20 protein-coding genes are annotated in these 14,687 nt (G+C 69.5%); 17 read left to right on the top strand and 3 right to left on the bottom strand.

All coding sequences use genetic code 11. The features are described from left to right. Position 1: 1 nt before the first annotated feature. Genes ACBY01_RS04360 through ACBY01_RS04310 form a run of 11 tightly spaced genes read left to right on the top strand, consistent with a single transcriptional unit; the run spans position 2 to position 7,794 of the window. Entirely contained in the window at positions 2-286 is a 285-nt protein-coding gene (locus tag ACBY01_RS04360; protein WP_416459548.1) for an STAS domain-containing protein, read from the top strand. After that, positions 283-648: a response regulator gene (locus ACBY01_RS04355; RefSeq protein WP_416459547.1), complete on the top strand. Its 366-nt coding sequence runs from the start codon at positions 283-285 to the stop codon at positions 646-648. Before ACBY01_RS04360 ends, ACBY01_RS04355 begins: the two co-directional genes overlap by 4 nt. Beyond that, entirely contained in the window at positions 645-2,825 is a 2,181-nt protein-coding gene (locus tag ACBY01_RS04350) for a chemotaxis protein CheA (RefSeq protein WP_416459546.1), read from the top strand. Before ACBY01_RS04355 ends, ACBY01_RS04350 begins: the two co-directional genes overlap by 4 nt. Further along, a complete protein-coding gene (locus ACBY01_RS04345) occupies positions 2,822-3,310 on the top strand; it encodes a chemotaxis protein CheW (protein ID WP_416459545.1) in 489 nt (162 codons plus the stop codon). Before ACBY01_RS04350 ends, ACBY01_RS04345 begins: the two co-directional genes overlap by 4 nt. Further along, positions 3,307-4,182: a CheR family methyltransferase gene (locus ACBY01_RS04340; RefSeq protein WP_416459544.1), complete on the top strand. Its 876-nt coding sequence runs from the start codon at positions 3,307-3,309 to the stop codon at positions 4,180-4,182. The genes ACBY01_RS04345 and ACBY01_RS04340 overlap by 4 nt, the downstream gene beginning before the upstream one ends. After that, positions 4,179-5,204, top strand: a complete 1,026-nt coding sequence (locus ACBY01_RS04335) for a protein-glutamate methylesterase/protein-glutamine glutaminase (protein ID WP_416459543.1) — start codon at positions 4,179-4,181, stop codon at positions 5,202-5,204. Before ACBY01_RS04340 ends, ACBY01_RS04335 begins: the two co-directional genes overlap by 4 nt. Before the next feature lie 19 nt (positions 5,205-5,223). Further along, positions 5,224-5,613 carry a response regulator gene (locus ACBY01_RS04330; protein WP_416459542.1) on the top strand — a complete coding sequence of 130 codons (390 nt, stop codon included), beginning with the start codon at positions 5,224-5,226 and terminating at the stop codon, positions 5,611-5,613. A gap of 13 nt (positions 5,614-5,626) precedes the next feature. Further along, positions 5,627-6,148 (top strand): chemotaxis protein CheD, encoded by a 522-nt coding sequence (locus ACBY01_RS04325; RefSeq protein ID WP_416459541.1) that lies wholly within the window; start codon positions 5,627-5,629, stop codon positions 6,146-6,148. A gap of 33 nt (positions 6,149-6,181) precedes the next feature. Next, positions 6,182-6,481, top strand: a complete 300-nt coding sequence (locus ACBY01_RS04320; RefSeq protein ID WP_416459540.1) for a hypothetical protein — start codon at positions 6,182-6,184, stop codon at positions 6,479-6,481. A gap of 2 nt (positions 6,482-6,483) precedes the next feature. Beyond that, positions 6,484-7,341, top strand: coding sequence for a flagellar motor protein MotB (locus tag ACBY01_RS04315; protein WP_416459539.1), 858 nt, complete (start codon positions 6,484-6,486; stop codon positions 7,339-7,341). A 12-nt stretch (positions 7,342-7,353) separates the two neighbouring features. After that, complete coding sequence (locus ACBY01_RS04310; RefSeq protein WP_416459538.1) at positions 7,354-7,794, top strand: hypothetical protein; 441 nt, start codon at positions 7,354-7,356, stop codon at positions 7,792-7,794. A gap of 19 nt (positions 7,795-7,813) precedes the next feature. Here ACBY01_RS04310 and fliP read toward each other — a convergent pair whose 3' ends face one another. Genes fliP through ACBY01_RS04295 form a run of 3 tightly spaced genes read right to left on the bottom strand, consistent with a single transcriptional unit; the run spans position 7,814 to position 9,201 of the window. After that, entirely contained in the window at positions 7,814-8,551 is a 738-nt protein-coding gene (gene fliP, locus ACBY01_RS04305; protein WP_416459537.1) for a flagellar type III secretion system pore protein FliP, read from the bottom strand. Next, on the bottom strand, positions 8,544-8,963 hold the full coding sequence (locus ACBY01_RS04300; protein ID WP_416459536.1) for a flagellar biosynthetic protein FliO: 420 nt from the start codon (positions 8,961-8,963) through the stop codon (positions 8,544-8,546). The genes fliP and ACBY01_RS04300 overlap by 8 nt, the downstream gene beginning before the upstream one ends. Before the next feature lies 1 nt (position 8,964). After that, positions 8,965-9,201, bottom strand: a complete 237-nt coding sequence (locus ACBY01_RS04295) for a FliM/FliN family flagellar motor switch protein (RefSeq protein ID WP_416459535.1) — start codon at positions 9,199-9,201, stop codon at positions 8,965-8,967. Between the two features lie 119 nt (positions 9,202-9,320). Here ACBY01_RS04295 and flgC point away from each other — a divergent pair, with 119 nt between their 5' ends. From flgC to ACBY01_RS04265, 6 genes are all read left to right on the top strand, one after another. Continuing rightward, positions 9,321-9,728, top strand: coding sequence for a flagellar basal body rod protein FlgC (gene flgC, locus ACBY01_RS04290; RefSeq protein WP_416459534.1), 408 nt, complete (start codon positions 9,321-9,323; stop codon positions 9,726-9,728). 12 nt (positions 9,729-9,740) lie between these two features. Then, positions 9,741-10,082, top strand: coding sequence for a flagellar hook-basal body complex protein FliE (gene fliE, locus ACBY01_RS04285; protein ID WP_416459533.1), 342 nt, complete (start codon positions 9,741-9,743; stop codon positions 10,080-10,082). Between the two features lie 9 nt (positions 10,083-10,091). Further along, entirely contained in the window at positions 10,092-10,355 is a 264-nt protein-coding gene (locus ACBY01_RS04280; protein WP_416459532.1) for a flagellar biosynthetic protein FliQ, read from the top strand. Positions 10,356-10,357: 2 nt separating this feature from the next. Then, positions 10,358-11,116 (top strand): flagellar biosynthetic protein FliR, encoded by a 759-nt coding sequence (gene fliR, locus ACBY01_RS04275; protein ID WP_416459531.1) that lies wholly within the window; start codon positions 10,358-10,360, stop codon positions 11,114-11,116. A 4-nt stretch (positions 11,117-11,120) separates the two neighbouring features. Further along, positions 11,121-12,185: a flagellar biosynthesis protein FlhB gene (gene flhB, locus ACBY01_RS04270; RefSeq protein ID WP_416459530.1), complete on the top strand. Its 1,065-nt coding sequence runs from the start codon at positions 11,121-11,123 to the stop codon at positions 12,183-12,185. 173 nt (positions 12,186-12,358) lie between these two features. After that, complete coding sequence (locus tag ACBY01_RS04265) at positions 12,359-14,539, top strand: putative bifunctional diguanylate cyclase/phosphodiesterase (RefSeq protein WP_416459529.1); 2,181 nt, start codon at positions 12,359-12,361, stop codon at positions 14,537-14,539. The last annotated feature ends 148 nt before the right edge of the window (positions 14,540-14,687 follow it).

The following is a 14,687-nucleotide window of genomic DNA, read 5'->3' as shown; positions in this document are numbered from 1 at the left end:
CGTGATCCGCCTGCCCGCGCACGGCACCACCGTGACGGCCGCCGAACTGCGCACGCAGATGGTGCTCGCCGCCGACTTCAGCGACCGCACGGTCGTCGATGCCGCCGAGGTCGAGAGCGTCGGCCAGGCGGTGCTGCAGGTGCTGGTCGCCGCTCGCCGCGAGGCGGTCCAGTCGGGCCACGCCTTCGCCATCCACAATCCCAGCCCCGCGTTCGTACAGCGCGTGGTCGCGAGCCGCCTCGCCGATGCCATCGGCCTCCCGGTCGGAAAGGACGATCTCCTGTGAGCAAACTGATCCTCACCGTCGATGACTCGGCCAGCATGCGGATGCTGCTCAAGAGCTCGCTGACCGCGCAGGGCTTTCGCATCGAGAGCGCCAACGACGGCGTGCACGGGCTCGAGCGGATGCACGAGCTGGCGCCCGATCTGCTGATCACCGACATCAACATGCCGCGGATGGACGGGTTCGAGCTGATCGAGGCCGTCCGCGCGCTGCCGCAGTTCCGCGGCACGCCGATCCTGGTGCTGTCGACCGAGTTCTCGGACGACAAGAAGGCACGCGCCCGCAGCGCCGGTGCGACCGGCTGGATCACCAAGCCGTTCGACGCCGACAAGCTCGCCGCGGCGATCCGCCGGGTGTGCCCGTGAGCGACGAACTCGACGAGATCCAGGCGATCTTCTTCGAAGAATGCGCCGAGGGGCTGGCGACCGCCGAACAGGGATTGTCGGCGATGGCCGCGGGCGACGTGTCCGCGGACGTGATCGCCGGCGTGTTCCGCGCGGTGCACTCGATCAAGGGGGGCGCCGGCGCGTTCGGCCATGCCGCGCTGACAGCCTTCTCCCACCGGTTCGAGAACGTGCTGGACGAAGTGCGCGCCGGCCGCATCCCGCCGACGCCGGCAGTGACCGCGGTGATGCTCACCGCGTTCGACGTGCTGTCGGACCATGTCGAGGCGGCCAAGGGTATCAGCGCCACGCCGAGCGACGCCGCCGCGCTGGCGGCGCTCGATGGCGTGCTCGAGAACAAGGGCGCGGAGGCGGTCCCTTCGCCGGCTCCCGCCTCGGCCCCGAGCGCTGCCGCACCCGCGATCGACGACGCCGACGAGTTCGGCTTCACCCCAATCGCAGCGGTGGTCGACGATCTCGATCCGTTCGGCTTCGAGCCGGTCGGCGTCAGCCTGGAGGATCTCGATCCGCCCGCGATGGCCCCCGCGAGCGACTGGACGATCCGCTTCCATCCCGCGCGCGCCGCGCTCGCCAACGGTGGCGAGCCGTTGCTGGTGGTGCGCGAGATCGAGCATCTCGGCGGCAAGGTGACCGACGTCGACCTCTCGGCGCTGCCGGGCCTGCGCGACCTCGATCCGGAGGAAGGCTATCTGGTGTGGACGTTGTCCGCGCCGGCCGCGCTCGCCGAGGCCGATGTCGCCGAGTGCTTCGACTTCGTGTCACCCGACTCGCTGATCGAGATTGCGCGAGCCGGTGCCGAGCCGGAGGTCGCACCCGTGGCGCTGCCCGAGTTCGAACCCGCCCCCGCTGCCCCGGCAACGGAACCGGCGCCCGCGCTCCAGCTGGTGTCGCCCGTCGGGGTCCCGGCTCCGCCGACGGCGGCGCCCCCGCCCCCCGCGCGTGCCGCCGAGCCGCCCGCGCAGACGATCCGCGTCGACCTCACCAAGCTCGACATGCTGCTCAACCTGGTCGGCGAGCTGGTGATCCGCAACTCGATCCTGGCCGACCGGCTGAGCCCCAAGGACCAGCAACGCGTCGAACTGCCCGAGCTCGCGCGGCTGACGCGCGAGATCCAGGACAATGTGATGTCGCTGCGTGCGCAGCCGATCAAGCAGGCGTTCAGCCGCGTGCCGCGGATGCTGCGCGACCTTTCCGCCGAGACCGGCAAGCAGGTGCTGCTGGAGACGATCGGCGAAGGGACCGAAGTCGACAAGGGCGTGATCGAGAAGATCGGCGACCCGCTGACCCACATGATCCGCAACGCGGTCGACCACGGTATCGAGAGCCCCGAGGAGCGGCTCGCCGCCGGCAAGCCGGGCGAGGGCACCATCCGCCTGTCGGCCGAGCAGAAGGGCGCGCGCATCTTCGTGCGCGTCGCGGACGACGGTCGCGGCATTGATCGCGCCCGGGTCCGCGCCAAGGCGGTCGACAAGGGGATCATCGCCGCCGACGCGGTGCTGTCGAACGAAGAGATCGACCAGCTGATCTGCGCGCCCGGCTTCTCGACCGCAGAGACGATCTCGAACATCTCCGGCCGCGGCGTCGGCATGGACGTGGTGCGTTCGAACGTGGAGGCGCTGGGCGGCCGGGTCGAGATCGGCTCGGTGCCGGGCGAAGGCACGAGCTTCACCATGATCCTGCCGCTGACGCTGGCGATCCTCGACGGCATGGTCGTGCGGCTGGCGGGCCACCGCTACGTCCTGCCGCTCGCGACGGTGGTCGAGACCGTGCGACCCGAGCCCGGCCAGGTCCGCCCGCTGTCGCCGACCTCCGAGGTCGTCGAGCTGCGCGGCAACTATCTGCCGGTCCGCCGGCTCACCGACGTGTTCGGCTTTGGCGGCGGCGTCCGCGCGCCTGAGGACTCGCTGGTCATCATCGTCGAGAGCGAGGCCGGCCACGTCGGCCTGATGGTCGACACGATCGAGGACCGCCGCGAAGTCGTCATCAAGAGCCTCGACCAGAACCTGCATCCGATCCGCGGCCTGGGCGGCGCGACCATCCTGGGCGACGGATCGATCGCGCTGATCCTCGACGTCGAGGCGCTGGTCGCCTGGACCGCCCCCGCCTCTCCGCACGCACTCAAAGGACTTGCCGCATGACCACCACGCATGAACCCGGCGAGCGCAAGGTCGTCACCTTCTCGCTCGGCCACCAGATGTTCGGCATCGACATGTCGGCGCTGATCGAGATCCGCGAATGGGAAGAGCCGACCCCGCTGCCGGGCGTCGCTCCCTATATCAAGGGCGTCACCAACCTGCGCGGCACCGTGGTGCCGGTCGTGGGCCTGGCCGAGCGCATCGGCTGGCCGGCGAGCGAGATCCACTCGCGCTCGTGCATCCTGGTCGTCAACATCGGCGGCAAGCATTGCGGCTTCCTGGTCGACGAGGTCGCCGACATCGTCCTGATCAAGCAGGAGGACGTGCAGCCCGCCCCCGAAGTGGAGATTGGCGAGAACGTCATTTCCGGGCTGGTGCAGATCAGCGCCCGCACCACCGACGGCGCGCCGCCGGCCGGCGGGACGATGGTGTCGCTGCTCGACCTCGCCACGCTCAGCCTCACGCGACCGATGGAAGCCGCGGCATGACAGCCGCCGCCCTCGCCGGCGAACCGTCTGCGATCTACGGCGCTGGCGACCTCGGCTCGGCCGAGTTCGCCGTCGTCGCCGGGATCATGCAGAGCGACGCCCGCATCCACCTGACCGAGGCCAAGAAGACGCTGGTCCATTCGCGGCTCAGCCGTCGGCTGCGCGCGCACGGGCTCGCGAGCTTTCGCGACTATGTCCGGCTGGTCCAGGCGGATCCGGCGGAGCGCGCGGCGATGGTGGTGTCGCTGACGACCAACCACACCCATTTCTTTCGCGAGGAGCACCACTTCGACCATCTGCGCAGCACGGCGATGCCGTGGCTGCAGGATCGTGCGCGTCACCAGCCGGTGCGGATCTGGTCGGCGGGCTGCTCGAGCGGCGAGGAAGTCTATACGATCGCCATGTGCCTGCTCGGCGAGGATCCGTCGGCGGCCGCGTGGCTGCGCCAGGGCGACGTCCGGCTGCTCGCGACCGATCTATCGCCGCCCGTGGTCGAGGCGACCCGCCGCGGCGTCTATTCGGCCTCGATCGTCGAGCCCGTTCCGGCCCCCTATCGCAACGCGTGGATGCGTCGCGTCGGCAACGACTATCAGATGGCCGACGAGGCGCGTGCGCTCGTCACCGCGCGGGTGCTCAACCTGTTCGGCCCCTGGCCGATGCGCCGCCAGTACGACGTGATCTTCTGCCGCAACGTCATGATCTATTTCGACGACGCGGCGAAGGCCGAGCTGGAGGAGCGCTTCGTCCAGATGCTGGCGCCCGGCGGCTATCTCTACATCGGCCATTCCGAGCGGCTGATCGGCCCCGCCGCCGCGCGCATGCGCAGCTGCGGCCACACCACCTATCAGAAGCCGGCGGGGAGCGTCGCATGAGCCCCGTCCGCGCCCTGATCGTCGACGACAGCGCCGCGATGCGTGCGCTGCTCAACCGCATCCTGTCCGCCGACCCGGAGATCGAGGTCGTCGGCATGGCGCCCGAGCCGCATGCCGCACGCGCCATGATCAAGGAGCTCAACCCCGACGTCGTCACGCTCGACATCGAGATGCCGGGGATGGACGGGCTGTCCTTCCTCGAAAAGATCATGCGCCTGAGGCCGATGCCGGTGGTGATGTGCTCGACGCTGACCGCGCGCGGTGCCGAGGCGACGGTCGAGGCGCTGCGGCTGGGGGCGGTCGACTGCATCGCCAAGCCGACCGGCAACCCGCTGGAGATCGCCCAGGATGCGGCGCACCTGTGCCGCACCGTCCGCAACGCCGGGCGCGCCTCGGTCCGGACGCGTTCGACCGCCCCGGCCCCCGTTGCCGCCCCCGCCCCGGCCGGCGGCTTCCGCGACGTGCTGATCGCGATCGGCGCGTCGACCGGCGGCGTCGAGGCGCTGTTCGAGCTGCTGCGGACCATGCCCGCGGATTGCCCGCCGATCCTGATCGTCCAGCATATGCCCGCCAGCTTCACCGGCAGCTTCGCCGCGCGGCTCGACCGCGAATGCGCGGTGCGCGTCGTCGAAGCCACGGACTCGATGCCGGTCGAGCGGGGCACCGTCTACATCGCGCCCGGCGGCGAAAACCACATGACGCTCGTCGGCGGGCTGCGCGGCCGGCTGCGGCTGCGCCCCGGCGCGCGCCACTCCAACCACCGTCCGTCGATCGACCTGCTGTTCCAGTCGGTCGCGCCGCTGGGCGGCCAGGCGGTCGGCGCCATCCTGACAGGCATGGGCGCCGATGGAGCACAGGGATTGCTGGCGATGCGGCAGGCAGGCGCCCGCACCTTCGGCCAGTCGCGGGAGAGCTGCGTGATCTACGGAATGCCGCGCGTCGCGGCCGAGCTTGGCGCCGTCGAGCGCGAGATCGGTCTGTCCGTCATGGCCGAGGCGATCCTCGGCGCGTGCCGCAGCTAAGAGTTCGGGGAAAGAGTCAATGCCCGCAGCATCAGCAATCAAGGTGATGGTGGTCGACGACCAGACCAGCATGCGCGCGATGATCCGCGTCGCGCTGCAGGATCTGGGCTTCAAGGACGTTCGCGACAAGCCGAGCGCCGAGGAAGCGCTGGAGGCGGTCCGCGCCGACCGCGTCCACCTGATCATCTCCGACTACAACATGCCCGGCATGGACGGGCTCGAGTTCCTGCGCCAGGTGCGCGGCGACGCCGTGATCGGCAAGACGGTGTTCATCATGCTCACCGGCTCGTCGGATCGCGACCTCGTGCAGCAGGCCGCGGCGTTGGGCGTAAACAACTATCTGGTGAAGCCCTTCGCCCCCGCCGCCCTCAAGGAAAAGATCGAGCGCGTCTTCGGCGCGCTCACCTGACGCGGATCGAACGATGCGGCGCATCTCCATCATCCAGGGCGAACATGCCGTCGTGACCGAGCCGGACACCGTCATCTCGACGGTGCTCGGCTCGTGCATCGCGGTGTGCCTGCGCGACGGCGTGGCGCGGATCGGCGGCATGAACCACTTCCTGCTCGGCGAGCCCGATCCCGGCCACCACATCAGCGTCCAGGACCGGCAGCGCTACGGGCTGCACGCGATGGAGCTGCTGATCAACGCGCTGATGGGCCGGGGCGCGGTGCGCTCGCGGCTGACGGCACAGCTCTACGGCGGCGGCAACGTCGTCGCTGGGCTGGGCACGATCGGCCAGAGCAACGCCGATTTCGCCCGGCGCTTCCTGCAGACCGAGAACATCCCGCTGATCCACGCCGACGTCGGCGGCACCCATGCCCGCCGGGTCGAGTTCCTGCCCGTCGAGGGCAAGGCTCGCTCGACGGCGGTGACGGACGCGCCGCCGCCGGTGATGCGCCCCGCCCCCGTTCCCGCCGCCAGCGGCGACCTCGAACTCTTCTGACCCTTCCTCCAGCGACCTTGGTGCGAACCGATCATGGCCACACTCGACCTCCTCGCCCCCACCCTGCACGCCGCGGTCGCCGGAGAGCTGCGCCTGATCGGCGCGCTGCTGGAGCGGCTCGCCGAGACGCTCGTCGGCGACGAGCATTTCTCCGCCCATTACCTGGACCAGCTCCAGACGTTCGACCTCATCATCCAGTGCGCCGACGAGAGCGCCTCGGTGCTCGACCGGCTGTCGCAGGGCGTCGATCCCTATGAGGCGATCGCACCGGTGCGGCTGACGGCGGTGCAGGACCGGCTTCGCGACGCGCTCGCGCTGGCGCAGGCGGCCTGACGATGGCCAGCGCCGCGCGGAACACCCGCCCGATCGTCATCCGCAAGATCAAGAAGACCGCCGCCGCCCACCACGGCGGCGCGTGGAAGGTCGCCTATGCCGACTTCGTGACCGCGATGATGGCGTTCTTCATGCTGCTGTGGCTGATCAGCAGCCCCGACAAGCAGCGGCTGAAGGGGCTGGCCGAGTATTTCTCCCCCTCCGCTCCCGACGCGCCGAGCGCTTCGGGCGAGACGCCGGGCAACGTTCCGGGCATGGGCGGGCGCATCCGTCCGGCCCCGGCCGACGACGTCAACAGCAAGGGTCAGCCGACGATGGCGTCGGCGACCGGCGGCACCGCCCGGGGTGGCACTGCCAACGTTCCCGACGCGTCGATGCGCGTGTTGGCGCAGGAGATGCGGGTGGCCCTTGAAAGCCTGCCGCAGGACGACGCCGCAAGGCAGGGCATCCGCATCGAGAGCAGCCGCGACGGGCTGCGCATCAACCTGATGGACACAGCCAACCGGTCGATGTTCCGCAACGGCACCGCCGAGCTCAACGGCTTCGCCCGCGCTTTGCTGGTCCGCGTCGCCGGCCGCCTCGCCAAGTCGGGCGCGCAGATCGCGATCGAGGGGCACACCGACGGCACCGGCGGGCAGAGCGAAGCCAATTGGCGCCTGTCTGCCGACCGTGCGCTCGCGGCGCGGCAGGCGATGATCGGCGCCGGGCTGACCGCCGACCGCTTCGCCGAGGTCGTGGCGATGGCGGCGACCCGCCCGGTCTACCCGGACCAGCCCGACCGGCCGGAGAACCGTCGCATCACCATCGTCGCGCTGGGCGACGCCCCGGCGCTCCCCAGCGACGCCAGCTTCAAGTTCTGACGGAAGGCCGCGATGAAGAAGATCCTCCTCCCCCTGGCCGTGCTGGTCGCCGGGCTCGGCGTCGGCGGCGGTGCGGCGTTCGGCACCAGCATGCTGGTCGGCAAGCGTCCCGCCGGCGCCGCCGTCGCCGCGAAGAACGAGAAGACGGGCTTCGTGCCCGCGACCAAGATCATCGCCCCGCTGGTGCTGAAGGACGGCACCATGTCGGGCTACGTCAGCTTCGACGCCTCGCTGGAGGTGCCGCTCGACGAGGTGGAGAGCGTCAACGCGCGCATGCCGCTGCTACTCCACGCGATCAACATGCAGACCTATCGCACGCCAATGGCGGCGGGTCCGGACGGGTTGCTGCCCGAACTGGAGACCTTCCGCACGGTGGTGCGCAACGCCGCGACCCAGGTCTACGGCCCGAACGTCGTCCGCTTCGTCGCGGTCACCAACGCGGTTCCCGCCTGATCGGAGACCGTGGGCGGGTTCAGCTGCCGCTGAAACTCCGTACCAGCGACCCCGCCACCAGCGCCCAGCCGTCGACCAGCACGAAGAAGATGATCTTCATCGGCAGCGAGATCGTCGTCGGCGGCAGCATCATCATGCCCATCGCCATCAGCACCGCCGACACGGCCAGGTCGATGATCAGGAAGGGCAGCAGCAGCAGGAAGCCGATCTCGAACGCGCGGCGCAGCTCGGAAATCATGAAGGCCGGCAGCAGCGTCGGCAGCGGCGTCTCCGCACGCGGCACCAGGGGCTTGTTCGACAGCTTGGTGAACAGCCCCAGATCGTCGTCGCGAACCTGCGACAGCATGAACACGCGGAACGGCTCGGCGGTGCGCTCGAACGCCTGCGTCTCGGTGAGTTGGCCCTGCGTATAGGGACTGACGCCGTTGTCCCAGGCGTTCTGGAAGGTCGGCGCCATCACGAAGAACGACAGGAACATCGCCAGGCTGATGATCACCGGGTTGGGCGGCACGCCCTGTGCGCCCAGCCCGGTGCGCAGCAGCGACAGCGCCACGACAATCCGCGTGAACGACGTCACCGTCATCAGGATGCCGGGCGCGAGGCTCAGCACCGTCAGCATCAGCACGAGGCTGATCGCGCGGCCCGACATCGATCCGCCGCCCAGGTTGAGCGTGGCGGTCTGGGCGAAGGCGGCGGCGGGGGTCAGCAGCGCGACGCCTGCGGCGGCGAGCCGCAGGAGCGTGCGGCGATCAGTCATGGACGGGGTGCTCGCCCTCGCCCCGCACCCGGCGCTTGCGCGCTTGGATGCGGTCGAGCGCTTCGCGGAAGGTCGCCAGCGGTGCGGTCGCCGAGGTGTCGTGCATCTCGGCGGATTCGGCGGCCGGCGCCGCCGCGGCGCTCGCGGAACGGGCGATGCCGGCCTCCACGACCACCGTCCCCGCCGGATCGATGAACAGCAGATGCTCGCGGTCGTCGCGCCGGATCAGCACCACGCTGCGCTTGGCGTCGACCGCGACCCGCTCGACCAGTTCCAGCCGTCGCTCGGCCGCGCCGCCGATGCGGCCGGGCAGCTTGATGTCGTAGCGACGGACCAGCCACAGCGCGCCCCACAGCAGGCCGAGCACGATGCCCAGCCCGCCGAGCGTGCGCAGCAGCGACAGCACGTCCATCTTACAGGTCGCCCTTGCGCACCACGTCGGTGACCTCGAGCGACATCTGGTCCTCGCTCACGAGCACCTTGCCGCGCGCGACCAGCTTGTTGTTCACATAGACCAGCGTCGGATCCTCATGCCCGCAATCGAGCGGGATCATGGCGCCGCGGCTCATCTTCAGGATCTGCCGGATCGGGAGCTGGCACGAGCCCAGCACGATCGACATCTCGATGGATATATCGTCGAGAACCGACATGACGCGTTCCTTTCGAGCAACGTTATAGGATCAAAAAAGCACGCCCGACCGCCGACTAGGAAAAACTTGCCTATAAGTCTGGTGTCAGCGGCAGCCCCTGCCGCCCGGAGAATTTCCAGATGGACCTCAACACAGCGGTGCAGGTGTCGGCATCGGGCCTGCGGGCGCAGTCGCTGCGCATGCGCGTCATCGCCGAGAATCTGGCGAACCAGGACTCGGTGTCGAGCCAGGCGGGGGGCGATCCGTATCGCCGCCGCGTCGCCACCTTCCGCGCCGAAGTCGACCGCGCCACCGGCGCCACGCAGGTGAAGGTGTCGCGCGTCGACACCGACAAGTCGGCCTTCCAGCGCGTCTACCAGCCCGGCAGCCCCGCGGCGGACGCACAGGGCTATGTCTTCACGCCCAACGTCAACAGCCTCGTCGAGAGCGCCGACATGAAGGCGGCACAGCGCTCCTACGAAGCCAACCTCAATGCGATCGACGCGGCCAAGAGCCTGACGATGCGCACCATCGACCTGCTCAAGTAAGGACCTGCCGACATGTCTATCGGAGCATTGGACGCAGCCGCCGCCTATGGCCGGGTGCTGGGTGTCGGCCGCAGCGGCGGGCTCGGTGGCTTGGGCGAGTTGGGCGGCACCAAGGGCGGCGCCGGCGCAGCGGGTGCCGGCGGCTTCGGCGCGATGGTCGAGCAGATGGTGACCGACGCCGCCGGCTCGATGCGCCAGGCCGAGGCGGCGAGCGCCAGGCAGGTCGCCGGCAAGGGAGACCTGATCGACGTCGTCACCGCGATCGGCGCGGCGGAGACCGCGCTCGACACCGTGGTCGCGGTGCGCGACCGGGTGGTGAACGCCTATTCCGACATCATGCGCCTGCAGATCTGAGCACGCGCGATGACCGCCTTCGACGCCATGGAGATCGCACGCGCCGGGCTGGTGCTGGTGCTGACGATCGCGGGGCCGCTGCTGTTCACCTCGCTGATCGTCGGCGTCGTCGTCAGCCTGTTCCAGGCGCTGACGCAGGTGCAGGAACAGACGCTGACGTTCGTCCCGAAGATCCTGGCGATGGGCGTCGTCCTGCTGCTGTCGCTGCCGATGATTGGCCACGCGCTGTCCGACTTCACGCTGCAGATCAGCGACCGCATCATCCACGGCTGACCGTGAACCCCGACGCTCTTCCGCAGGAGGCCACCGCCTTTCTGATCCTGTTCGCCAGGATCGGCGCGGTGCTGATGCTGTTGCCGGTCTTCTCCGAAGATGCGGTGCCCGGCCGCATCCGCCTGCTGATCGCGCTGGGCATGACGGCGGCGCTGTGGGGGCTGCTCGGCGTCCACACCATGCCGCTGGCGACGGACGGCGACGCGCTCCCCGGCATCCTGGTGACGGAACTGCTGATCGGGCTGGGCCTCGGCCTGCTGGTCAAGATGATGTTCCAGGCGATCGCGATCGCCGGGTCGATCGTCAGCCTCCAGATCGGCCTCTCCTCGGCGGTGATCTTCGATCAATCGCAGGGCGGCCAGGCGACGATCGTCTCCAAGTTCGTGAGCGTGGCGGCCGCGGTGGTGTGCATGGCGCTCGCCGTCCACCATCTGTGGATCGCCGCGATCGTGCGATCCTACGTCATCTTTCCCGTCGGCGCGCTGCCGCCCGCGGGCGACTTCGCCAGCCTGGCGCTGCATACCGCCACCCGCGCGATGGCGCTGGGCATCAGCCTCGCCGCGCCGCTGCTCGTCTACGGCATCGTGTTCAACGTGGCGCTGGGGCTCGCCGCCCGGCTCGCGCCGGCGGTCCAGGTGTTCTTCGTCGCGCAGCCGCTCAACCTCCTCCTCGGCCTGGCGCTTTTCGCCACCGTGCTCGGCACCATGCTGACCGGCTTCGCCACCGCGATGGCGAGCTGGATGCAGAGCGGCTGGAACTGACCGCATGTCCGAGGACAAGGACCAGAAGACCCACGATCCGACCGACAAGAAGCTGTCGGATGCGCGGAAAAAGGGCGACGTCGCCCACGCGCCCGAGATGCGCCATGCCGCGATCTTTGCGGCGGCGCTGATCGTCACCGGCGCGCTGGGCGTCTGGACCGTCGGACGGATGGGGCACCTGCTGCTCAGGCTGTGGGGCCGCGCCGACGACTTCACCCTGTCGGCGGAAGGGGCGCAGAGCCTCGCCACGGGCACGATGGCACAGCTGTTCGCGGTGCTGGCGCCGCTGCTCGGCACGCTGGTCGCCTTCGCGCTGCTCGGCGGCCTGCTCCAGGGCCGCCCGACGATCAGCTGGTCGCGGGTCTCTCCCAAATGGTCGAAGCTGTCGCCGCTCTCCGGCGCGCAGCGGCTGTTCGGCAAGCGCGCGCTGGTCGAGTTCGCCAAGACGCTCGCCAAGGTCAGCGCGGTCGTGGCGGTATCGCTGATGGTGCTGTGGCCCAAGGCGGTCGCGCTCGACCAGTTCGTCGGCGCCGACCCGATGGTGATCGGCAGCGCCGCGCTCGACCTGATCGTGATGCTGCTGAAGTCGGTGGCGGTGCTGGTCGGCGCGATCGCGCTGTCCGACCTCGTGTATCAGCGCCGTTCCTGGCTCAGCAAGATGCGCATGTCGCTCCAGGAGATCAAGGACGAGCACAAGCAGTCGGAAGGCGATCCCAAAATCAAGGCCAAGATCCGCATGATCGGCATGCAGCGGTCGCGCAAGCGGATGATGGCCGCCGTTCCGACCGCCAGCGTGATCGTCACCAACCCGACCCATTTCGCCGTCGCGCTGAAGTACGATCACGGCAAGATGGGCGCGCCGGTGGTGGTGGCGAAGGGCGTCGACGCGGTGGCGCTGCGCATCCGCGAGGTCGCGACCGGCGCCAACGTCCCGATCGTCGAGAACCGCCCCCTCGCCCGTGCGCTCTACGCCGCGGTCGAGATCGACCATCCCGTCCCCGCCGAGCACTACGCGGCGGTCGCGGAAGTCATCGGCTATGTCATGCGGCTCGCCCGGCGGCTCGGCTGATCCAGACGCTGACTCCGTTTTTGCAGGCGCTACCGGCCCGACCCGGCCGAAATCACCTATAATGCAACAACATGAACCATTCCGGGGGCAATGGTTCGGCGGCACGCCGCGCTCCCCTGCCCCCGCGAGCGAGCCGAGAAGCGGCACCCATCGCTGAGACCGTGGAGAATCCGGTGAGGACAAGGAAGATCGGGCCGGAGGAGGACGCCAGACTGGCGGCACTCCGGGAGTTCGACGCGCTCGACGGCGAGAGCGACCCCGAACTGGACGAGATCGTCCATCTGGCGACGCGGCTGTTCGGCGTTTCGATCGCACTGGTGTCGCTGGTCGATCGGTCGAGCCAGGTGTTCGCCGCCCGCGCCGGCCTCGACATGACCGGTACCGGCCGCGACGTCTCCTTCTGCGCCCACACGCTGTACAACGACGACATCCTCGTCATCCCCGACGCGTCGCAGGATCCCCGCTTTGCCGACAATCCGCTGGTCACCGGCGAACCGCATATCCGCTTCTACGCGGGCGCACCGCTGCGCTCCGCCAGCGGCTTCTGGCTCGGATCGCTGTGCCTGATCGACCAGCAACCGCGCGGCGATCTGTCGCCGGGCGATCGCGAAAGCCTGAAGCATCTCGCCAGACTCGCGCTCGACCGGCTCGAGCACCGCCGGCTGGTCACCGCGGCGGGAGCCGGCCAGAGCCGCTTCGAGAACATCGCCGCGACATCGCAGGATGCGATCGTCTGCACGGATCGCAGCGGCACCGTCCGCTTCTGGAACAGCACCGCCGAGCGGCTGCTGGGCTATAGCGCGGCGGAAGTGCTGGGGCAGCCCGTCGACCTGATCATCCCGCCGGAGCTGCGCGAGCAGCACAACGCCAGCATGCGCCGCGCGCTCGACGGCACCGCCCCGCATCGTGTCGGCAAGACCGTCGAGTTGGAGGCCCTGCACAAGGACGGGCGCCTCCTGCCGATCGAGCTGTCGCTGTCGATGTGGTACGAAGGCGGCGAAGCGAGCTTCGGCGCCATCCTGCGCGACGTCAGCGACCGACGGGTGAACGAGGAACGGCTGCACCACCTCGCCCACCACGACACGCTGACCGAACTGCCGAACCGCGCGATGACGCTGCTCCGGCTGGCGGAGCGGATGGACCGGCAGCAGCCGGTCGACCTGCTGCTACTCGACTTGGACGAGTTCAAGGAGATCAACGCGAGCGTCGGCCACCGTGCCGCCGACCAGCTGCTCGTCCAGATCGCCCGTCGGCTGCTCCACTGCGTACGGCTGGGCGACATGGTCGCCCGGCTCGGCGGCGACGAATTCGCGGTGGTGCTTCCCGGCGGCGGGGAGGCCGCGGCCGAGCGCATCTGCGACGCGCTCACCGCACCCTTCGCCATCGGCGGCGAGTACTTCCACATCGGCGTCAGCATCGGCATCGCCCGCAGCCCCGACCATGCCGACACCGCCGAGCAGTTGCTCGCCAACGCCGAGCTGGCCATGTACCAGGCGAAGCGTGAGGGTCGCCGGTGCGCGCGGACCTATACCGAAGCGCTTCGCCAGGACTCCTCCCGGCGTCACGCGCGCGAATGCGATCTGCGCCGCGCGCTCGACAACGGCGAGTTCGTGCTATTCTATCAGCCGCAGGTCAGCCTCGACGACGGGCGCCTGATCGGCGCGGAGGCGCTGGTGCGCTGGCAGCATCCAACCCGCGGGTTGCTGCTCCCCAACGAGTTCCTCGGCGCGATCGAGGAAGCGCTGCTTGCGGTCGAGCTCGGCACCTGGGTGCTGGATACCGCCTGCGCCCAAGCCGCTCGCTGGCATGGTCTCGGGCTGCGGCTGCGCATGGGCGTCAACCTGTTCGAGGCGCAGTTCAGCAACGGCAACCTGCCCAGCCAGGTCCAGTCGACGCTGGAGCGTGTCGGCCTCTCCCCGACCTCGCTCGAGCTCGAGATCACCGAGAACATCATCCTGCGCCAGGACGCGACCATGCGCGATGCGCTCGGCGCCCTCCACGCTCGCGGGGTGGCGATCTCGTTCGACGATTTCGGCACCGGCTATGCGTCGCTGAGCATGCTGAAGAGCTATCCGCTCAGCCGGCTGAAGATCGACCGCAGCTTCGTCCAGGATATCTCTGTCAACGGCACCGACGCGGTGATCGTCGGTGCGGTCGCCGCGCTCGGCAACGGGCTGGGGCTCGACGTGATCGCCGAGGGGATCGAGACGCAGGCACAGCGCGACCTGCTGCGCGGCACCGGCTGCGGCAGCGGCCAGGGCTATCTGTTCGGCAGACCGATGCCGGCCGACGCCTTCGAGCAATGGGTACGCGAATGGGACGGCGACCCGATGCAGGCCGATCTCGCCGCATAACCCCCCCGTTCGCGAACACGAGAAAGCCGCCCGATCGTCAGGATCGGGCGGCTTTTCTGTTGGTGCGAACGATGGCCGGAGGGCGTCCGGTGGCGAGCAGAAACGGTTCGCGCTCCGCCCGAAATGATCCGGGCGGAGCGCGACCGTC

Source organism: Sphingomonas mangrovi, assembly GCF_047975845.1.
Classification (GTDB): Bacteria; Pseudomonadota; Alphaproteobacteria; order Sphingomonadales; family Sphingomonadaceae; genus Sphingomonas.
This window is presented reverse-complemented; position numbering and strand designations above follow the sequence as displayed.